Source organism: Streptomyces sp. NEAU-sy36, from assembly GCF_013423905.1.
Taxonomy (GTDB): domain Bacteria; phylum Actinomycetota; class Actinomycetes; order Streptomycetales; family Streptomycetaceae; genus Streptomyces; species Streptomyces misionensis.
On sequence record NZ_CP058977.1, the window covers coordinates 159,274 to 177,537 of the forward strand.

The 18,264-nt window shown below is 73.4% G+C and carries 19 protein-coding genes; 9 read left to right on the forward strand and 10 right to left on the reverse strand.

Going from position 1 to position 18,264, the window contains the following annotated elements; genetic code table 11:
* Positions 1 to 92 precede the first annotated feature (92 nt).
* The gene (locus HZZ00_RS00710; RefSeq protein ID WP_180330398.1) at positions 93 to 773 is read left to right on the forward strand and encodes a lytic transglycosylase domain-containing protein; all 681 of its coding nucleotides are present in this window, start codon (positions 93 to 95) and stop codon (positions 771 to 773) included.
* A 100-nt stretch (positions 774 to 873) separates the two neighbouring features.
* Entirely contained in the window at positions 874 to 1,164 is a 291-nt protein-coding gene (locus HZZ00_RS00715) for a hypothetical protein (protein ID WP_180330399.1), read from the forward strand.
* 295 nt (positions 1,165 to 1,459) lie between these two features.
* Here HZZ00_RS00715 and HZZ00_RS00720 read toward each other — a convergent pair whose 3' ends face one another.
* The gene (locus HZZ00_RS00720; RefSeq protein WP_180330400.1) at positions 1,460 to 1,840 is read right to left on the reverse strand and encodes a MerR family transcriptional regulator; all 381 of its coding nucleotides are present in this window, start codon (positions 1,838 to 1,840) and stop codon (positions 1,460 to 1,462) included.
* A gap of 64 nt (positions 1,841 to 1,904) precedes the next feature.
* Here HZZ00_RS00720 and HZZ00_RS00725 point away from each other — a divergent pair, with 64 nt between their 5' ends.
* The 4 genes from HZZ00_RS00725 (at position 1,905) to HZZ00_RS00740 (ending at position 7,402) form a co-directional block, all read left to right on the forward strand.
* Positions 1,905 to 3,032, forward strand: a complete 1,128-nt coding sequence (locus HZZ00_RS00725; RefSeq protein WP_180330401.1) for an alkene reductase — start codon at positions 1,905 to 1,907, stop codon at positions 3,030 to 3,032.
* 89 nt (positions 3,033 to 3,121) lie between these two features.
* Positions 3,122 to 4,546, forward strand: coding sequence for a hypothetical protein (locus HZZ00_RS00730; RefSeq protein WP_180330402.1), 1,425 nt, complete (start codon positions 3,122 to 3,124; stop codon positions 4,544 to 4,546).
* 166 nt (positions 4,547 to 4,712) lie between these two features.
* The gene (locus HZZ00_RS00735) at positions 4,713 to 5,978 is read left to right on the forward strand and encodes a MoxR family ATPase (protein WP_180330403.1); all 1,266 of its coding nucleotides are present in this window, start codon (positions 4,713 to 4,715) and stop codon (positions 5,976 to 5,978) included.
* 191 nt (positions 5,979 to 6,169) lie between these two features.
* Positions 6,170 to 7,402 (forward strand): VWA-like domain-containing protein, encoded by a 1,233-nt coding sequence (locus HZZ00_RS00740; protein ID WP_180333334.1) that lies wholly within the window; start codon positions 6,170 to 6,172, stop codon positions 7,400 to 7,402.
* Between the two features lie 59 nt (positions 7,403 to 7,461).
* Here HZZ00_RS00740 and HZZ00_RS00745 read toward each other — a convergent pair whose 3' ends face one another.
* The 3 genes from HZZ00_RS00745 to HZZ00_RS00755 all read right to left on the reverse strand — a co-directional run bounded on the left by HZZ00_RS00745 (position 7,462) and on the right by HZZ00_RS00755 (position 10,409).
* Positions 7,462 to 8,931, reverse strand: coding sequence for a DEAD/DEAH box helicase (locus HZZ00_RS00745; protein ID WP_180330404.1), 1,470 nt, complete (start codon positions 8,929 to 8,931; stop codon positions 7,462 to 7,464).
* A gap of 208 nt (positions 8,932 to 9,139) precedes the next feature.
* Entirely contained in the window at positions 9,140 to 9,343 is a 204-nt protein-coding gene (locus HZZ00_RS00750; protein ID WP_007383480.1) for a cold-shock protein, read from the reverse strand.
* 721 nt (positions 9,344 to 10,064) lie between these two features.
* Positions 10,065 to 10,409, reverse strand: a complete 345-nt coding sequence (locus tag HZZ00_RS00755) for a MerR family transcriptional regulator (protein ID WP_180330405.1) — start codon at positions 10,407 to 10,409, stop codon at positions 10,065 to 10,067.
* Positions 10,410 to 11,050: 641 nt separating this feature from the next.
* Between HZZ00_RS00755 and HZZ00_RS00760 the strand changes: the two genes are divergently transcribed.
* Positions 11,051 to 11,425, forward strand: coding sequence for a hypothetical protein (locus HZZ00_RS00760; protein ID WP_180330406.1), 375 nt, complete (start codon positions 11,051 to 11,053; stop codon positions 11,423 to 11,425).
* 185 nt (positions 11,426 to 11,610) lie between these two features.
* Here the strand turns inward: HZZ00_RS00760 and HZZ00_RS00765 are convergent, their stop codons facing one another.
* The 4 genes from HZZ00_RS00765 to HZZ00_RS00780 all read right to left on the reverse strand — a co-directional run bounded on the left by HZZ00_RS00765 (position 11,611) and on the right by HZZ00_RS00780 (position 14,859).
* Positions 11,611 to 11,958, reverse strand: a complete 348-nt coding sequence (locus HZZ00_RS00765) for a CBS domain-containing protein (RefSeq protein ID WP_374028509.1) — start codon at positions 11,956 to 11,958, stop codon at positions 11,611 to 11,613.
* Between the two features lie 67 nt (positions 11,959 to 12,025).
* Positions 12,026 to 13,501, reverse strand: coding sequence for a DEAD/DEAH box helicase (locus HZZ00_RS00770; protein ID WP_180330407.1), 1,476 nt, complete (start codon positions 13,499 to 13,501; stop codon positions 12,026 to 12,028).
* 191 nt (positions 13,502 to 13,692) lie between these two features.
* On the reverse strand, positions 13,693 to 13,896 hold the full coding sequence (locus HZZ00_RS00775; RefSeq protein ID WP_070024256.1) for a cold-shock protein: 204 nt from the start codon (positions 13,894 to 13,896) through the stop codon (positions 13,693 to 13,695).
* A gap of 528 nt (positions 13,897 to 14,424) precedes the next feature.
* Positions 14,425 to 14,859: a lipoprotein gene (locus HZZ00_RS00780; RefSeq protein WP_257585586.1), complete on the reverse strand. Its 435-nt coding sequence runs from the start codon at positions 14,857 to 14,859 to the stop codon at positions 14,425 to 14,427.
* Positions 14,860 to 14,953: 94 nt separating this feature from the next.
* On the opposite strand from HZZ00_RS00780, the gene HZZ00_RS00785 reads away from it, so the two are divergent.
* Together HZZ00_RS00785 and HZZ00_RS00790 are read left to right on the forward strand one after the other, a co-directional pair.
* A complete protein-coding gene (locus tag HZZ00_RS00785; RefSeq protein ID WP_219013986.1) occupies positions 14,954 to 15,457 on the forward strand; it encodes a DUF4396 domain-containing protein in 504 nt (167 codons plus the stop codon).
* 71 nt (positions 15,458 to 15,528) lie between these two features.
* Positions 15,529 to 16,065, forward strand: coding sequence for a MarR family winged helix-turn-helix transcriptional regulator (locus HZZ00_RS00790; RefSeq protein ID WP_180330409.1), 537 nt, complete (start codon positions 15,529 to 15,531; stop codon positions 16,063 to 16,065).
* Between the two features lie 33 nt (positions 16,066 to 16,098).
* On the opposite strand, the gene HZZ00_RS00795 is transcribed toward HZZ00_RS00790, so the two are convergent.
* A complete protein-coding gene (locus HZZ00_RS00795) occupies positions 16,099 to 16,344 on the reverse strand; it encodes a hypothetical protein (protein ID WP_180330410.1) in 246 nt (81 codons plus the stop codon).
* Between the two features lie 110 nt (positions 16,345 to 16,454).
* Entirely contained in the window at positions 16,455 to 18,134 is a 1,680-nt protein-coding gene (locus tag HZZ00_RS00800; protein ID WP_180333336.1) for a chloride channel protein, read from the reverse strand.
* Positions 18,135 to 18,264 lie beyond the last annotated feature (130 nt).

Consider the following 18,264-nt stretch of genomic DNA (forward strand, 5'->3'; position numbering starts at 1 on the left):
ACCCCGCGAGCCCGGCATGATCCAGACGAGAGGCCCTAGCTCCTCCGCGGTACAAGGGCGTCGGCTGACGGCAGACGCGGGAGGCCGGAGTCATGGCGGAATCGACGGCACCGAGGCGCGGCCGATGGCTGCTCCTGGCGCTCCTCGCCCTGGTGCTGTACGGCATCGTCCGGCCCACGGGCACCCCGTCCACGCCCGAGGCGCCGTCCCGCCCGAAGGCCGGCCCGTCCGCTTCCCGGGCGGCACCGCGCACCTCGGGCCCGCCGTCCGCACCGGCGTCCGCCGGGTACGACCCCGCCGACTACGCCGTCCAGGTCCGGACCCGTGCCCGCGAGGCGGGTGTCAGTGCCCGGCTGGTGATGGCCGTCCTCTACAACGAGTCGTACAAACCGCACGACCCGTCCTTCGAGCGGGCCTGGCAGAAGTACAAGCCGGACGCCGCCTTCGGCATCGCCGACATGCACCGCGCCACCTTCGACGAGGTCAAGCGGGGCCGCCCCTTCGCCGGCCGCCGCTGGGAGGAACTGCCCGACGACCGCGACCTGGCGATCGAGGCCGAGGCCTGGTACCTGCGCGACCTGGCGGACCGACTGCCCGCGCACTGGGCGGGCCCCTACACGAAGGACGAGCTGCTGGCGCTCGGCTACAACACGGGCGCGGCCAACATGCTCGCGTTCGCCCGCGGCGCCGCACCGGGCGGCCAGGCCCGCTCGTACCTGGACCGGCTGCACGGGAACTGGGCCGAGGCCGGGCGGGCCGTCGGCGCCCGCTGACGCCCCCACACCAGCCTCCGCACCTCCGTGACTTGCGAAATTGCGCAATAATCGCAGCCGTCCGGGGCGCGTCCCGTGGTCCGGGGGAGGAGGGGCGTCCATGTCGCGCGGTGACATCCGGCGGGTGCGTGAGGCGAATCTGCGGCTGGGTGCCGCCCTGGCCGAGGTGGAGGGACTTTACGCGGCACTGCTGAGAGCGGGCACCTCGGCCCGTCGCCGGGAGTTGCAGGCCGAACTGGCGCGCGCCGCCGCCCGTCTCGCCTCGGTGGCGCGCGCGTCGGCACCGGCCCCGTCCCTCGGTGTGCCACGCTCGCGGCGGGCGCGGCGCAGGGTGCTGGCACAGCGCGGCGCCGCCTGGATCATGGCGCGCTACGGGCGGGGCGGTCGCTGAGCGCGGCGTTGGCCGCGGGACCGGGAGCGGGACCGGGGGATTCGCACGGCCCAGGCTCATGGTTGCCGGATTGCGCGAACAGGCAAGTGTCTCGTGGTGGCGGCCTGCGCCCGTCCGTGACGGCCGCGACCGCCGGCCGTACCCACCGATGGCCCGGCCCGGCCCGTGCCGACCGGACGCCGGCCAGGCCGGGACCCGCGCCGCGGCCGGCCCCTGCAAGACGGTCGAGCTGGACGGCGTATCCATGACCCCCGCCCATGCCTGAACGCGGGCCTGGAGCAAGCCGGATCGCCCCTCAGGCGCCCTGCCGGGACAGCGGCCCGGTCGACGCGGCCGCTATCGCCTCGTCCAGGACCTCCCGCGAGCGGACCAGGTCGGCGATCAAGCGGTCGATACGGTCGCGCTCCTCGGCCAGTTCGTCCACCAGCCGCGCCGTGGCGAACTCGTTCGGCCCGCCGTCCGCGTCCCGCATACAGGGCAACAGCCGCGCGATCTTCTTGCTGTGCAGACCGGCCGCGTACAGCGCCTGGATGCGCACGACACGGTCGACGGCCCACTCCCCGAACTCCCGCTGCCCGCCGGGACTCCGCTCGGAGACCAGCAGCCCCTGACTCTCGTAGTACCGCAGGGAACGCTCGCTCACCCCGCTGCGCCGGGCCAGCTCACCGATCCTCATCCCTCACCTCGCATGCCGAAGCGGGCTTGAACCTGACACCGGTGTCAACTTCTACCGTACGGCCATGACGAACGCACCCGCCGATTCCGGCCTCTTCGAGCCTGCCCGCCTGGGCCCCCTGCACCTGCCCAACCGCCTGGTGATGGCCCCCCTGACCCGCAACCGCGCCGCGGCGGACGGGGTCCCCGGGCCGCTCATGGCCACCTACTACGCACAGCGCGCGTCCGCCGGGCTGATCATCGCCGAGGCCACCACGCCGAACGCCGTGGGCCAGACGTACCCCGGCATCCCCGCCATCCACGACGCGGCCCACGTGGCCGGCTGGCGCCGGGTCACCGACGCGGTACGGGCCGAGGGCGGCCGGATGTTCCTGCAACTCCAGCACGGCGGCCGGGTCGGCCACCCCGACAACAGCGGGCTGACGCCGATCGCCCCCTCGCCCGTCCCGCTCCCCGAGACGATCCACACCCCCACCGGCCGCCAAGAGGCCGTCGTACCGCGCGAGATGACGCTCGCCGACATCGAGACCACCGTCGCCGACTTCGCCACGGCCGCCCGCAACGCGATCGACGCGGGCTTCGAGGGCGTCGAAGTGCACGCGGCCAACGGCCACTTGCTGCACCAGTTCCTGGCGGCGAACACCAACCACCGCACCGACGCGTACGGCGGCCCGGTCTCCGGCCGGATCCGCTTCGTGGTCGAGGTGGTGCGCGCCGTCGCCGCCGCGATCGGCCCCGAACGCGTGGGGCTGCGGATCTCCCCCGGGAACACCGTCAACGGCATCGCGGAAGGGGCCACCGGGGAGATCTACCCGGCACTCGTCGAGGCCCTGGCGGACACCGGACTCGCCTATCTGCACCTCGTGTTCGCCGACCCGGACCAGCCCCTCTACCACGAACTGCGCGGGGCCTGGCCGGGCACACTGATCGCCAACCCGGCGCTGGGGTGGGGCGAACCGCTCCCGCCCGACGGCGGCCGACGCGCGGGCGAGCGGCTCCTCGCCGCGGGCGCCGACCTGATCGCCCTCGGCCGCGCCTTCCTCGCCAACCCCGACCTCGTCGAACGACTGCGCATCGGCGCACCGCTCAACCAGGTGCGGGACCGGTACGCGATGTACACGGGCGGAGCGACCGGCTACACCGACTACCCCACCCTGGCCGCCGCCGGCTCCCCGGTCGCACAAATGAACTGACAGCACGGCCCGGTGGTGCCTATCATGCCCGCGATGAAGAACTACTCCTCGCTCGGATTGGGGGACTCGTTCGCGCAAGGTGAGTGCTGATGGCACACCACGTCGCGAACGACCTTCCGCCCCACCTGCCGATGTGGCAGCGCGTACGCGAGTACGCCGTGCCACCGTCCATGATCGAGACCGCGACCGCCCGCCGCGCGGTCGGTGACTGGGCGGGGGCCTGCGCCGCCGCCCGGATCGACGTCGACCTCGATCTGCGCGCCGTGCGCGACCGCCACGGCACCGATCTCGTCACCCGCCTCCGCGCGGATCTGCGTCGGCTGGCACCCGACCTGCTCCGCTGGCACATGCCCCGGATCGCCCCCGACGGGCGCCTGCGGCCCGGCCTCACCCTCTCTCTCGCCCGGTACGGCGATCCGGGCACGCCCCTGCACCTCGTGGTGCGGACACCACCGGCCCGGGCGGACGCCGGACAGCGCATGTCCCTGTCCCTGTGGACGGGCCCGGGGGACGGCGCTCCGCGCCACCATCCGCACCCGCACCCCGACCGCCGTTTCCGCCTCGACCTGCACCGGCACCTCTGGGACGCCACCCGCAGCGGCGAACTGGCGCGGCGCAGCGGCTGGTCCGGCACCCCCGCGGTGCCGTCCGCCGACCCGCCCTGGGCCAAGGACCGCTGGGCCGCCGAGGCGGAGCTGCTGCTGCGCGCCGAGGGCCGGTCCCGAGGGGCCTTCACGGTACGACTGGCCGCGCGCAGCCGCCTCGTACTCGAACTCGTCGCCCCGGACGACGCCCACGTCCCGGTGCTCCGGCCACCGCGTGCCGCCCCGCCGCCGCAGGAGGCCGCCGCGCTCCCGGTGCTGCCGGAGGCGGCGGCCCGGCTCCTGCCGGACCTGGAACTGCTGCGGGCCGGGCTGATCGCGCCGGAGCGGCTGCACCCGCTCGTCGCCGCGGCCCTGCCGGTGCCCGGGCCGGCACCGGCGGCCGCCCCCGCGCCCGAGCCCGGCGATCCGCACCGGGTGGAGTGCCGGGGCGAGGTCCACCGGCTCGCGCTGCGCGACGGCGTGCTCACGGCCGTCGACCACGACCCGGACCAACTGCGCCGCGAGGAACTGCTGGTGGCGCTCGGCGGCCCTCCGCTGCCCTGTCTGCGGGCCATCGACGCGGTGCACCGCAACCCGCAGGCGCTGCCCGCGGTCCGGGAGCGGCTCGGCCACGGTGACGTCACCGGTGCGCTGGCCGTGGTCGAGGGCCTGCTCGGCCCCGGCGCGGTGCTGCGCGACGGACCGCTCCGGGCGGAACTGGAGTCGGCGGCCGCCCGCCGTGTCGACCACGGCCTGTTCCGCTCGGGGCTGGTCGCCGAGCACCCCGGGGCCCGCGCGGCCGGGGGCGGGGGCGTCGCGGACCCGTACCAGGGCCACCGCCCCCGGCTCGACCGCCGTAGCCGCCGTACCCCTCCCGTGCTGCTCGACAAGCGGAACAGCCGCTCCCGCCCCCGCACCGGCCAGCCCTGACCCCGACCGGCGCCCCGCCGGAACCCGGCCCTTGCCGAGCCCGCCGACCGGCGGACGAGCCGGCATCCGTTTCCCGCGCCACCGGCACCCGTGTGCCGTGCCGCGCGCACCAAGACGTCCGCGACGGCTCCTCGCCCGTCCCCTCCTCCCACCCCAGGTGATGCCCATGACCTCCAGCGCCCTCCTGCCCGCCCCGCCCGCGACCGGCGCCCGACTCGCCGTCGCGGACGACCTGTTGTCCCTGCTGCGGACGACCACCACCGAGCCACGCCCCGACGAGCAGCTCGAAGCGCTCACGCTCGCCGTCGCCGCCGACCTGCCCGTGCTGCTCTGGGGCGAGCCGGGCATCGGCAAGACCGCGGCCCTCACCCAGCTCGCCGCCTCCCTCGACCTGCCGCTGACCACCGTGATCGCGAGCGTCCACGAGCCGTCCGACTTCTCCGGGCTGCCCGTCCTGGGCGACGACCCGGCCGTCCAGGGGGTGCCGATGGCGCCACCGCAGTGGGCCGTGGAACTGGTTCGCGCCGGACGGGGGCTGCTCTTCCTCGACGAACTCTCCACCGCCACCCCCGCCGTCCAGGCCGCGCTGCTCCGGGTCGTCCTGGAACGGCGGGTCGGCGCGCTCCGACTGCCGCCGGGCGTAAGGATCGTCGCCGCCGCCAACCCGCGCGCGTCGGCCGCGGACGGGTGGGAGCTGAGCCCGCCGCTGGCCAACCGGTTCGTGCACCTGCACTGGGTGCACGACCGGGAGGTGGTGGTCCGCGGACTCGGCGGGGTCTGGCCCCGCGCGGAGCTGCCCCGGCTGGTGCCGGAGCGGCTGGCGGAGGCGGTGGCGTTCGCCCGTCGGGTGGTGTGCGGGTTCCTGGAGGCCAGGCCGACACTGATCCACCGGCTGCCGAGCACCGAGACCCGGCGCGGCGGCGCCTGGCCCTCGCCCCGCAGCTGGGAGGCCGCGCTGACACTGCTGGCCTTCGGCACGGCCGCCGGCGTCTCCCGGGACGTGCTGGCGCTGCTGGTGCGCGGCGCGGTGGGGGACGGGCCGGGGCTCGAACTCCTCGCCCACATGGACCGGATGGACCTGCCGGACCCGGAGTCGCTGCTGGCCGACCCGCCCACCGCGGAGCTGCCGGTGCGGGGCGATCTGCGCCAGGCGGCGCTGGAGGCGGTCGTCGCCGCCGTCGGCGCGCGGCCCCGGCGGGAGCGGTGGGAGGCGGGCTGGGCGGTGCTGGTCCGCGCCCTGGAGACCGGCGCCCCGGACCTGGTGGTGGCCCCGGCGACGGCACTGGCCGCGCTGCGACGCGACGACTGGGAGGTACCGGACACCGTGGAACGGCTGGCCGGAGTGATCGACCTCGTCCGGCGGGCGGACCGCTCGGTGGCCCGGGCCAAGACCCCGGCCACCGCCGGGCACCCGACGGGAACGGCCCGGTGAACGGCTCCGCGCGTACCCGGCGCCCGGCCCCGGGACTGACGGACCAGGCGTCGCCACGCCCCCTGCCCGCACCTGCCCGGCCCCCGCTGCCGCGCCCGGTGCCCCGCCCGACGGCCCGGCCCGCTCCGCCCCGCCCGGTGCGGGCCGCCGCACCGAAGCCGCCGGGCGGCTCGGCCGCGCCGCCCCTGGACATGGAGAAGCTGCTGGCCGCCCGGCTCCACGCGGTCAAGGTCCGCCCCTACCTGGCCGACGCGCTGTTCGCGCTGCACGTCGTGGAGGACCGGTCGGTGCCGACGATGGCGGTGGACCCGTACTGGCGCTGCTACGTGTCACCCGCGTTCGTGGCGCGCACCCCGGTCGAGGAACTGGCCGGCGTGTGGGTGCACGAGGTCTCCCACCTGCTGCGGGACCACCACGGACGTGGCGAGCGCCACGCACGCGCACACGAGGAGCAGGGGCCGGGCGCCGGGGACCGCGCGGCCGAGGACCGCAGCAGGCTGCGCCGCAACATCGCGGCCGACTTCGAGATCAACGACGACATCTACGGCGACGGGCTGCCCCGGCCCGCCGGTGCGGTGCTGCCGTCGCTGCTGCGGCTGCCCCCCGGGCTGCTGATGGAGGAGTACCTGCGGACGGCGTCGATGACCGGGCTCACCGCGGAGCTGGCCTGGCTGGACTGCGGCAGCGGCGCCGACGGGCAGCACCGGCCTTGGGAACTGGGGCCCGAGGGCGCCCACGGACTGACCAGGCAGCAGCGGGACGCCGTCCGCTTCCGGGTCGCGGAGGGCATCAAGGGCCGGCCGGGCGACGCGCCGGAGGGCTGGCGCCGGTGGGCGGACGAGGCGTTCCATCCCCCGCAGCCGTGGCGGCAGCTGCTGGGCGCCGCGGTCCGCTCCGCGGCGGGGGCACCGGGGGTGGGCGAGAACCACAGCTACCGGCGCCCGTCGCGGCGCTCGGCCGGTGTCCCCGGGGTGCTGCTGCCGAGTCTGCGCCGCACGCCGCCCCGGGTCTGCGTGGTGATCGACACCTCCGGCTCGGTCAGCGACGCGGAACTGGGCGGCGCGCTGCTGGAGGTGGCGGCGATCTCACGGGCGGTCGGCGGGCGGCGGGACCTGGTCTCGGTGGTCTCCTGCGACGCGGCCGCCGGCATCGCCGTCCCCCTCTGCCGCGCCGAGAGCATGACGCTGATCGGCGGCGGCGGAACGGACCTGCGCTCCGGCTTCGCCCAGGCCCTGCGCTCCCGTCCCCGCCCGGACGTCATCGTCGCCCTGACCGACGGCCAGACCCCTTGGCCCTCCGCCCAGCCGCCCTGCCGCACGGTCGTCGGCCTCTTCCCGCGCCCGGCCCGCGCCGTCGACGAGGAAGACCCCGACTACACCCCGGCCGGCCCGCCGCCGTGGGCGCGGGTGGTCACCATCGGCTGACGGGACCGGCACGGCGGCACCGGCCAGGAGTGGACGGCGCCGGGCGAGGACCGTCGGCGTCAGTTGCTCCGCGGGGCGGAACGACGGGTCCGCGCGCCGGCCCGCCCGCTCCCGCCACGGCCGGCGCCGGAGCCGCGCCGCCTGCGCCCGCCGGACCCACCGCGCTCGGCGCCCTCGGCGACCGGTACGGCGATGACGACGGGCACCCCGGACGGAGTCCGGGCGCCGGTGATGCGCTGCAACTCGGCATCGCCCGGGCGCACCATGGCGGTCCGCGGAGCGATGTCGGCGTCGGCCATCAGCCGGTCCATCGCGCGCCGCTGGTGCGGCAGCACCAGGGTGACGACGGTGCCGGACTCGCCGGCCCGCGCGGTACGGCCGCCCCGGTGCAGATAGTCCTTGTGGTCGCCCGGCGGGTCGACGTTCACCACGAGGTCGAGCCCCTCCACATGGATGCCACGCGCGGCGACATTGGTGGCCACCAGCGCCGTGACCTGCCCGTCCTTGAACTGGGCGAGGGTCCGGTTGCGCTGCGGCTGGGACTTTCCGCCGTGCAGGGCCCCGGCCCGCACCCCGACGGACAGCAGGTGCTTGACCAGCCCGTCGACCGCGTGCTTGGTGTCCAGGAACATGATCACCCGCCCGTCCCGGGCGGCGATCTCGGTGGCGGCGGTGTGCTTGTCGGCGTCCCGCACGTGCAGCAGATGGTGCTCCATCGTGGTGACCGCCCCGGCGGACGGGTCGACCGAGTGCACGACCGGGTCGTCGAGGTAGCGGCGGACCAGCTGGTCGATGTTGCGGTCCAGGGTGGCCGAGAACAGCAACCGCTGCCCGTCGGCGGGCACTTGGTCGAGCAGCTCGGTGACCTGCGGCATGAAGCCCATGTCGGCCATCTGGTCGGCCTCGTCCAGGACGGTGACGGCGACCTCGTCCAGCCGGCAGGCGTCGCGCTCGATCAGGTCCTTGAGCCGGCCGGGTGTCGCGACGACGACCTCCGCGCCGCCGCGCAGCACACCCGCCTGCCGGCCGATGGACACGCCGCCCACCACGGTGGCGAGCCGCAGGCGCAGGGCGCGGGCGTAGGGGGTGAGCGCGTCGGTGACCTGCTGGGCCAGTTCCCGGGTGGGGACGAGGACCAGGGCCAGCGGCTGCCGGGGCTGGGCCCGCTGCCCGTCGAGCCGGGCCAGCACGGGCAGGCCGAAGGCGAGCGTCTTGCCCGAGCCGGTACGGCCCCGGCCCAGGACGTCCCGGCCCGCCAGCGCGTTCGGCAGGGTGGCCGCCTGGATCGGGAAGGGCGTGGTCAGGCCCTGCTGGACGAGGGCCGCGGTCAGCCGGGCGGGCATCTCCAGTTCGGCGAACGTCTCGACCGCGGGGAGCGGCTCGGTGAGGGTGACCGGCAGGGCGAATTCCTGCCGTCGCGGGGCCGGGGACGTGCCCTGGCGGCCCGGCTTGCGGGAGCGGAAGCGGCCACCGCGGTCGGCGCCCGCCGAACGTGTGGGCCTGCCGCCGGTATGACGGGTGCGGTTCATGGAGGAACCCTCCTCGATGCGGCGTATCGAGGAATTCCGTCAGCGGAGGTGACCGCGCGAGATTCGCAAGAATGTGCCGAAGAAAAAGTGTGGAGAGGCGGCCCGTTCGGGAAACGGGCACAGCAATGGGCTGGGGCCCGCACCCCGAGGGCGCGGGCCCCAGCCGCATGATGCGCGAACCAGCGGCTCGCTAAGACTGGCGTCAGTGTCAGGCGGGAACGATGTTCTCGGCCTGCGGGCCCTTCTGGCCCTGCGTGACGTCGAAGGTAACCTTCTGGCCTTCCTGAAGCTCACGGAAGCCGCTGGTGGCGATGTTCGAGTAGTGGGCGAACACGTCGGCGCCGCCGCCGTCCTGCTCGATGAAGCCGAAGCCCTTTTCCGCGTTGAACCACTTCACGGTGCCAGATGCCATATTGAATCTCCCTTGAGGGGCAGTGCCGGACTCCGCACTTTACGGAGCCGAGTCGCCGCGATGATCACCCCTCCGGAAAGATCCGGAAAGTTTGCAAAGAAAAAATCTCTGGCAACCAAAACTGCAACTGCTATCACGCTAACACAGGTCGGTTCGCCGCGCCCGGACGTTTTTCCGGGTGTCGCGAAAGTATCCCCCGTCACGGACCGTAATTCTGTACCAGCGAGACCAGATAATCGTGGTGTCCTCGTCCGGTGCCCGGCGCATTGCCGGGTCCGGTGGGGCGCGCCGTCCGGTCGGCCCCGAGGACGACGATGGGGTACGCGGCCTCGGCCCGGGTCCCTGGCCGGTCGGCACCCGGTGCGGGCGGCGGTGTGTGGCGGGTTGCGCGCATACCGGCGGCGGCCGCCATCCGACCACGGCAGGATGATCGCCCTTACGTCACTGGATCAGAAAACATGCACTGGTCGCGACAGGTTTCCAGCGCGGTCGGCGAAGCCGATGCCTCACCCCGGTTCGGCCGTATGAGAGGTGTCTCTCGTGCCGGACCCCGAAATCCAGGGCGCGGAGCCGGCCCGCGCGCCGAGATCGGGCAGGCCGGGGATCACGGTGGACGCGGCGGACCGTGCGGGCGTCGGCGATTCGCACGGCCCGGGCGGCCCCGGCCGCGTGCGACCGCGACGCCCGGCGCGTGGTCACCGGGAGCCTGCCGCGCGCGGGTTCAGCCGGAGCCGGAGCCGCCCGCCGACTGGCCGGCGGCACGGCGGTACTCGGCGTTGATGCGCTGCGCTTCCTCAAGCTGGTCCTCAAGGATGACGATGCGGCACGCGGCCTCGATCGGGGTCCCCTTGTCGACGAGCTCGCGGGCGCGCGCGGCGATCCGCAGTTGGTAACGGGAGTACCGGCGATGCCCTCCCTCCGAGCGGAGTGGAGTGATCAGACGAGCCTCGCCGATGGCTCGGAGGAAGGCCGGGGTGGTCCCGAGCATCTCGGCTGCCCGGCCCATGGTGTACGCGGGGTAGTCGTCGTCGTCCAGACGATCGTTCAGAGAGTTGTCCGATGTCATGTCACCTCGCTGTGCAACGCGTCGAGGGGCCCTGGCGCCGAACGGCACCAGGGCCCCGAAGGAAATTCAACACCATCGGTCGGCGCCTACTGCTGGGCCGACCTTCTGTTTCCGCTACCCGGCCCGGCAGGGCGGAGCGGGGGATCGCAGCTGCGTGACCGGGGACCACCATCCATTCCGGGGTCTTGCGGTACCCGGGCCGAGTGCCTCTCGGACCGGGCGATCCTGATGGCGTCTACTCCTCCATTCCTCTCTGAACCGAACCAGCCACCGGATGAGCCGGTGCCGCTGGCGGCGGCTCCTCGTCGGACGAGCCGCCCAGTGCGGCTCCCGGTCCCGCCGACGTGTCGGAACACGGGGGCTTGAGGCTGGGAGCCGCACTGACCTGCGTTACTTCGTGTTCAGGCTGCCGCCAGTTCGTGTCTGGCGGGTCTCGTTCGACCGTGTCTACAAGAAGAAGCATACCCACGATGGGAATGAAAAGCTACTCCCACAAGAGTAGATTTCACTCTTCCGCTGGAGAAAGAACGCTGGCCTGGACGGGCCGGGCCCTCAGCGGTCGCCGGGAACCGCCCGCCGGAGCGCGGCCGCCTCGGCTCCCGCCGGAGGCCGGGGCGCGGGGCCGCATAAGCTCTGGTGTCATGTCGAACCCTGATGAGCTGCTTGTCGTCCTCTCCGCCGCCGTGGAGTCCGAGCGAAGCAATCAGATGGTCCTGACGGTGGTTCTCGGCGGCACCGTCATCACCGGCCGGCTGGCTCCCGAGGCCGTGTGGCGGGAGCGGGTGGCGGAGGTCCTGAAGGACTCGGACCGTCTCGGCCCGTTCGCGGACGTCTTCGCCGGCGGTCCGCGGGAGGACCGCCCCGGTCGCGGCGAGGCCCCCACGCATCTGCATTTTCATCTCGCCCGGATCGTGCAGGGCAGCATCGGAATCCCGGAGACGGGAGGCATGTACCGGGTCGCGATCAAGGACGTCAGCGCCTGGAGCGTGGGGGACCTGGTCCACTTCGACCGGTGAGACGTCCTCCGCGCGCCTCTTCCGGCCGCGGTTTCCGAACGGGCGGTGACATGGCGGTGGGGGCCCTGCCGACGCGCGTCGGCAGGGCCCCCACCGGGTTCCCGCGGCGGTCTCCCGCCTGTCCGTTTGTCCTCCCGGCCCGCGTCAGGGCGCCGGGGCAGCGGCGGTGGCCGCCGGTCGCCGACTCAGCCGTGACCGATCGGCGCCCGGTGCCCTCCATCGAGGCGTCCCGCGCCGCCGGGGAATCCGCCGGGCGAGGGCGGTGATCCGGCGAGAACGTCCCGCAGGCGGATCCGATCGGAGTAGGCGGCGGTGGCGCGCAGGACGGTCAGCCGGACCCGGGTGATCGAGCCCGTGCTCTCGTCGTCCCCGTCGCACACGGTCAGGTACTCGACCCCGGCGCCCGCCATGACGGCCAGAGCCACCTCGACGGTCATGTCGTCGGACACCCGGGGCCCGCGCCCTTCGCCGTCGTCGGCCACGCGGGCGGGGGCGGGGTCGGTCCTGCGGTACTGCGTCCGTGCCGGCGTCAAGGGTGGCTCCTTCGCTGAGGGTTGGTCGGCCTGATGGCCTGTGCGGTCCCGGTCCGGACGAGAGGCCCTAAGCGGCCGAGTCGCTACCGGGCCGCCGCTGTGCTCCGCGCCGCATCCCCGCGCCGACGGTGCGGCCCCGGTGGCCGCGGGACGGCGAAGAGGCGCGCCGGGGGCGTTCCGCGACGGGCGCGGTGATGACCACCGGCACGCCGGAGGGCGTCTGGGCACCGGTGATGCGGCTCAGTTCCGCCTCGCCCGAGCGGACCGGGGTGACGCGCGGGGTGATACCGGCCGAAGCCATCAGCCGGGTCATGCCGCGGCGCTGGTCGGGCGTCACGAGGGTGACGACGCTGCCGGACTCCCCGGCGCGGGCCGTACGGCCGCCGCGGTGCAGGTAGTCCTTGTGGTCGGTGGGCGGATCCACGTTGACGACCAGGTCGAGGCTGTCGACGTGGATGCCGCGGGCCGCGACGTTGGTGGCCACCAGGACGGTGACGTGGCCGGCCTTGAACTGCGCCAGGGTACGGGTGCGCTGCGGCTGGGACCGGCCGCCGTGCAGGGCCGCGGCGCGGACACCGCTCTTCAGCAGGTGCGCGGTGAGCCGGTCCACGGCGTGCTTGGTGTCCAGGAACATGATCACCCGACCGTCCCGGGCCGCGATCTCCGTGGTCGTGCGGTGCTTGTCCGAGTCGTGCACGTGCAGCACGTGGTGCTCCATCGTGTCGACGGCACCGGCGGACGGGTCGACGGAGTGCACCACCGGGTCGGTCAGATAGCGGCGGACCAGCAGGTCGACGTTGCGGTCAAGGGTGGCCGAGAACAACATCCGCTGGCCCCCGGCACGGACCTGGTCGAGCAGGGCGGTGACCTGCGGCATGAAGCCCATGTCGGTCATCTGGTCCGCCTCGTCGAGAACCGTGACGCCGACGTCGGTGAGCCGGCAGTCGCCCCGGTCGATGAGGTCCTTGAGCCGGCCGGGTGTCGCGACGACGACCTCCGCGCCGGCGCGCAGCGCACCGGCCTGCCGGGCGATGGACATACCGCCGACGACGGTGGCGAGCCGCAGGCGCACGGCGCGGGCGTAGGGCGCGAGCGCGTCGGTGACCTGCTGGGCCAGCTCACGCGTGGGGACGAGGACGAGGGCCAGTGGCCGGCGCGGCTCGGCGCGTCGGCCCGCCGTACGAGCCATCACCGCGAGGCCGAAGGCGAGGGTCTTGCCCGACCCGGTGCGGCCGCGGCCGAGTACGTCACGGCCGGCCAGGGAGTTCGGCAGGGTCGCCGCCTGGATCGGGAACGGCACGCTCACGCCTTCGTGGCCGAGCGCGGCCAGCAAGGGTGCCGGCAGGGCGAGATCGGCGAACGACTCGACGGCGGGCAGCGCGGGCGTGACCGTCTTCGGCAGGGCGAACTCTCCTCCCGCCTGCTGTCGCTTTCCGTAACCACCGGAGCGGCGCGGAACGCCGGAGCGGCCCGCGGCGGTGCTTTCTCCGAAGCGGTCGGACGGGCGATTGGCGCGTGTGCGGGGGGTACGTGTGCGGTTCATGCGGAACCTTCCTCGATGCGGGCGCGTATCAAGGAATTTCCGCAGCATGAGGAGCGGCGCAGAGAATCGCGAGAACGGGCCGGGAATGACAGGGGGCAATCACCCTGGAAATGAAGCTGGAATGAAGCAGGCTGGGGCCCGCACCCCAAGGTGCGGGCCCCAGCCGTCAGATGTGCGTCAGTGCCGGTGCGTCAGGCGGGGACGATGTTCTCGGCCGTCGGGCCCTTCTGCCCCTGCGCGATGTCGAACGACACCTTCTGGCCTTCCAGCAGCTCACGGAAGCCGCTGGTGGCGATGTTGGAGTAGTGGGCGAAGACGTCGGCGCCGCCGCCGTCCTGCTCGATGAAGCCGAAGCCCTTTTCCGCGTTGAACCACTTCACGGTGCCAGTAGCCATTTTGTTTCTCCTTCGGAGGCGGTGTCAGGAACCCGCACTGCGCGGATCCTGTGTCGCCGTGATGATTACCCCGTCGGAAATGAACCTGCTGGCAACCACGACTGCAACTGGGATCGACACTAGCACGGTGCGATCGGCCCTGCGCGGTCCGCAATTCCGATCCGTCCGATGGCCGAGGAATACTTTCCGAGCCCCGTGCCTATATCTCATTTCACGAGTGCAGTTATTACTCTCCGTGTGGACCGATTTTCTGTCGTGTGCGCCCGGCTCGGCTCCGTGACCTCCGTGAACGGGCAGATGTGCCGCTGCCACCGCCGTCGGCGCGGGCACGACGGCGACCGCGCCGGGACTCCCTGCACGCGAGGAAGGTCACATCTCCCGGCCCCTGCCTCCGGCTGGAGGTGCCCCGGCGGTGCGGGCGGGCGGACGACGCCGGCCAGGAGAGGCAGATCTTCGCCGACACGGCGGCGGCAGTGGCCGTCGGTCCGGCAGCAGGCCGACAAGGGCCGCTGCCGGTGATCACCGGTGTCAGACTCGGGACACTGTGCCGGAAGCGTGCTGGAAACTGTCGGCCCCGTACCCTTCCCAGTCCACCGTCATGGCCCTCTCCGTCAGGCCCCAGACCCTGCCCACGGTCCGTTTCGCCCGCGGATCGTCGCACCGCAGGCGAATGGTGTGGATGCCGTCCTCCTTGGCGACGGTGCCTTCGCACCGCTGCCCCCCGCCCGACAGCACGACCCGTCGCCCGACCACGTTGAGCACCAGGGTGGGGCCGTGACCGAAAGCCGCCCAGGATCCGTTGAGAGCGCTGTCGATCTCATCCGCGGTGGATCGCGGTCCGGGCGCCTCCGTGGCCGGAGCCGATGAGGAAGGCGTCGGTGCGCCTTCCGCCCCCGAAGGGGAACCGCACCCGGCCAGGCCGAGCATCACGAAGACGGCCATGACGGTGGACATGCGCTTCATCGCTTGAGCCCTCCGGGGCTTACCACCCGTGGCCGGGTGTCGAAGAGGTGCGGTCGGTGGCGGCAGACGGTATCAGGGTGCGGACTCTCCCCCGGTGCTGGGGAGCTGCCTCTGTCGCCGGCCCACAACGTCGGCGACCCGCCCGGCAAGCCCGGCTGCCATCACCGCGGTCGGCGTCTCGCACTGCGGCGCCGGTTGCACGCTCGGTGACATCATCGCCGAATTCGCGGTCTTCGCCCTCGGCGTCACCATCGGCGGGATCGCCCTGCCGGCGGAGTGCATCGGTGATTACGTGCTCGCCCTGCTCCTCGGGATCGGTTTCCAGTACTTCGCCATCGCCCCCATGCGCGGGCTGGGCCTGCGCAAAGGCCTGATGACCGCGGCCAAGGCCGACGTGCTGTCCCTGACCGCCTTCGAAGTCGGGCTGTTCGGCTGGATGGCCCTGATGTTCTTCGTGTTCTTCCCCGCCCCGCACCACCTGCACCCGAACGACCCCGTGTACTGGTTCCTGATGCAGATCGGCATGATCACCGGCTTCTTCCCCGCCTGGCCGGTCAACACCTGGCTCATCCGCTCCGGGATCAAGGAAGTCATGTGACGCCTCGGCGCGGGGAACGCCTGTTCGTACGAAGCGCGGGCGGACCGTCGCGGGCGCGGTAGAAAGGACCTATGGCGGAGCGACAGACCCCCACGGGTGCCTTGGACGATGTCGATGCGGTCACCAGAGCGGTGCTGACCGCGTCGCGCCTGCTGGTGGCGGTCTCGGCGCGCTCGCTGGCCGCGGTGGAGGACCGGGTGACGGTCGCCCAGTTCCGGATGCTGGTGGTGCTGTCCACCCGGGGTACGACCAAGCTGGTGGCGCTCGCCGACATGCTCCAGGTGGCGCCTTCGACGGCCATGCGCATGGTCGACCGGCTCATCGCCGCCGGGCTCGCCGACCGGCAGCCCAACCCCGCCAACCGCCGCGAGACGCTGCTGCGGCTGACCGAGCAGGGGCGGCGCACCGTCGAGGAGGTCACCGCCCGGCGCCGTGCCGAGATCGCCGCGATCGTCGAGCGGCTCCGCCCGATGGAGCGGCTGGCGCTCGTCGAGGCACTCAACGCCTTCAACGAGGCGGGAGGCGAGCCCCCGGCGCCGGGTGGGGACGGACCGGACCCGTACCCGCTCGGCTGGATCGTGGACGGCGCGCTGACGCACGACGCCTGACCCGGCCGGGGCCGGCTCCCGCGAGGGGCCGCGTCACCTCTCGTAGAGGTGCGCCGACGCCACGCGCCCCGGCCGCATGATGCGGATCTTGCGGCCCTCGCAGTCGGGGCAGCGCGGCCACTGCAACGGCGAGGGCACGAGCCTGTCGCCGAGGTGGTAGGTGGCGATGATCCGTCCGTGATCGTCCACGGTGACGTCGATGTCGTAGGCGGCCTCCCATCCGTGTCCGCAGTCGAGACAGACGAACGAATAGGCGCGCCTGACGTGCTTCTTGTCCACGGTTCACCTCCTTGGAGCGACCGGTCCTTCGAGGTTCCCGTACCCCTTTTTGCATGATGCAAAAAGTGTTGGGGGCATGGGCCGGCTCGATGCCGTGGCGCCCGGCGCCGTCAGGCCGGCGCGTGCACCGCGCGCAACGCGCTCTGGTGACTGAGCCACCCGACGGGCTCTCCCCGTTCGGTGTCCAGCACGGGCACCCCGGTCCCGGTGGCCGACAGCAGGACGTGCAGGGCCTTGCCGAGCGGCTGCTCCGCGGTGACGGACGCGGGCGGCTCGGCGAGCGGCTCGATCGTCCGCGGTGCGGCGTCCGGCTGTTCCGCGAGGGCCTCGGCCACGGCCTGGGCGGTGACGACGCCGAGGTACCTCCCGGTGCGGTCGATGACCGGGAGCGCGCCGTGGCCGGAGAGGCTGAGCAGGTCGGCGGCGTCCGTGAGGGGCGTGGCCGCGGGCAGGGGGGACGGCAGGGGCTCCATGACGGCGGCGACGTTCTGGGTGCCGATCGCCGCCCCGGGGACGGGGCCTTCGAGATCGATGCCGCGCCGGCGCAGCTTGAGGGTGTAGATGGTGTCCCCGGACAGCAGCCGGCTGGTGGCGGTGGCGAGCACGATGGCCAGCATCAGGGGCAGGATGATCGAGTACTCGCCGGTCAGCTCGAAGAGGATGACCACCGCGGTGATGGGCGCCCGGGCCGCGCCGGCGAACACCGCGCCCATGCCGACGAGCGCGTACGCCCCCACCGCTCCGGCCGAGGCGGGCAGCAGGTGGTGGACACCGATGCCGTACGCGGAGCCGAGCATCGCGCCGATGAACAGGCTGGGCGCGAAGACGCCGCCCGAGCCGCCGATGCCGATGGTGAGGCTGGTCGCCAGCATCTTGCCGACGAGGAGCAGGAGGAGGAAGCCGGCCGCGTAGCCGCCCTCGGTCGCCTTCTCAAGGACCGGGTAACCGACGCCGTACATCTGCGGCAGCGCGAGCAGCACCAGGCCGAGCGCCAGCCCGCCGATCGCCGGGCGCAGCCACTCCGGGCCCCGCCACAGCCAGTCGCAGGCGTCCTCGACCAGATAGAGGAAGCGGGTGAAGCCGACGCCGACGGCGGCCGCGACGATGCCGAGCAGGGCGAACAGGCCGTACTGGGTCAGGTGGTCGACGTGGAAGCCGGGGAGGTCCAGGAAGGCGTTGTCGCCGAACGCGGCCCGTCCGATCACGCTGGCGGTGACGCTGGCCAGCACCGTCGCGCCGAACGCCTCCGCGGAGAACGTGCCCAGGATCAGCTCCATGGCGAAGAAGACCCCCGCCAGCGGCGCGTTGAAGGTGGCCGCGATGCCGCCCGCCGCGCCACAGGCGACCAGCAGTTTCATCCTGCCCTCGGTGGCCCCGGTCAGCCGGCCGAGGGTGGAGCCGAGCGCCGAGCCGATCTGCACGATGGGGCCCTCCCGGCCCACCGAGCCGCCGGAGCCGATGGTCAGCGCGGACGCCAGCGTCTTGACCACGGCGACCTTGGGGCTGATCCGTCCGCCGCGCTGAGCGACCGCGAGCATCACCTCGGGTACGCCGTGCCCGCGTGCCTCCTTGGCGAACCGGCTGACCAGGGGGCCGTAGAGCAGACCGCCGAGCACCGGCGCGAACAGCACGAAGTACGGGCCCAGCCAGGCCACATGGGGGTTGCCGGCGCCGGGGGAGGCGGCGTAGTCGGCGTGGCCGGACAGCAGCCGGGTGAACGACTGGATGCACCAGCGGAAGACGACCGAGCCCGCGCCGGCCCCAGCGCCGACGAGCACGGCCAGTCCCATGACGGCCCAGGAGGCGTTCCGCAGCCCCCGGACCGCTGTCGTGGGTGCGCGGCGCCTCGCGCTCGTGCCGACCGCTCGTTCCCTGCCTGCCGCTGTCCGTATTCCGCTCATCGATTCTCCTTCCTCACTT

Coding starts and splice junctions, on each gene's coding strand:
- HZZ00_RS00755 (WP_180330405.1), bottom strand. CDS start 10,409: ATGACATCGGACAACTCTCTGAACGATCGTCTGGACGACGACGACTAC.
- HZZ00_RS00715 (WP_180330399.1), top strand. CDS start 874: ATGTCGCGCGGTGACATCCGGCGGGTGCGTGAGGCGAATCTGCGGCTG.
- HZZ00_RS00770 (WP_180330407.1), bottom strand. CDS start 13,501: ATGAACCGCACACGTACCCCCCGCACACGCGCCAATCGCCCGTCCGAC.
- HZZ00_RS00725 (WP_180330401.1), top strand. CDS start 1,905: ATGACGAACGCACCCGCCGATTCCGGCCTCTTCGAGCCTGCCCGCCTG.
- HZZ00_RS00720 (WP_180330400.1), bottom strand. CDS start 1,840: ATGAGGATCGGTGAGCTGGCCCGGCGCAGCGGGGTGAGCGAGCGTTCC.
- HZZ00_RS00780 (WP_257585586.1), bottom strand. CDS start 14,859: ATGAAGCGCATGTCCACCGTCATGGCCGTCTTCGTGATGCTCGGCCTG.
- HZZ00_RS00775 (WP_070024256.1), bottom strand. CDS start 13,896: ATGGCTACTGGCACCGTGAAGTGGTTCAACGCGGAAAAGGGCTTCGGC.
- HZZ00_RS00750 (WP_007383480.1), bottom strand. CDS start 9,343: ATGGCATCTGGCACCGTGAAGTGGTTCAACGCGGAAAAGGGCTTCGGC.
- HZZ00_RS00740 (WP_180333334.1), top strand. CDS start 6,170: ATGGAGAAGCTGCTGGCCGCCCGGCTCCACGCGGTCAAGGTCCGCCCC.
- HZZ00_RS00730 (WP_180330402.1), top strand. CDS start 3,122: ATGGCACACCACGTCGCGAACGACCTTCCGCCCCACCTGCCGATGTGG.
- HZZ00_RS00735 (WP_180330403.1), top strand. CDS start 4,713: ATGACCTCCAGCGCCCTCCTGCCCGCCCCGCCCGCGACCGGCGCCCGA.
- HZZ00_RS00710 (WP_180330398.1), top strand. CDS start 93: ATGGCGGAATCGACGGCACCGAGGCGCGGCCGATGGCTGCTCCTGGCG.
- HZZ00_RS00790 (WP_180330409.1), top strand. CDS start 15,529: ATGGCGGAGCGACAGACCCCCACGGGTGCCTTGGACGATGTCGATGCG.
- HZZ00_RS00760 (WP_180330406.1), top strand. CDS start 11,051: ATGTCGAACCCTGATGAGCTGCTTGTCGTCCTCTCCGCCGCCGTGGAG.
- HZZ00_RS00800 (WP_180333336.1), bottom strand. CDS start 18,134: ATGGGACTGGCCGTGCTCGTCGGCGCTGGGGCCGGCGCGGGCTCGGTC.
- HZZ00_RS00745 (WP_180330404.1), bottom strand. CDS start 8,931: ATGAACCGCACCCGTCATACCGGCGGCAGGCCCACACGTTCGGCGGGC.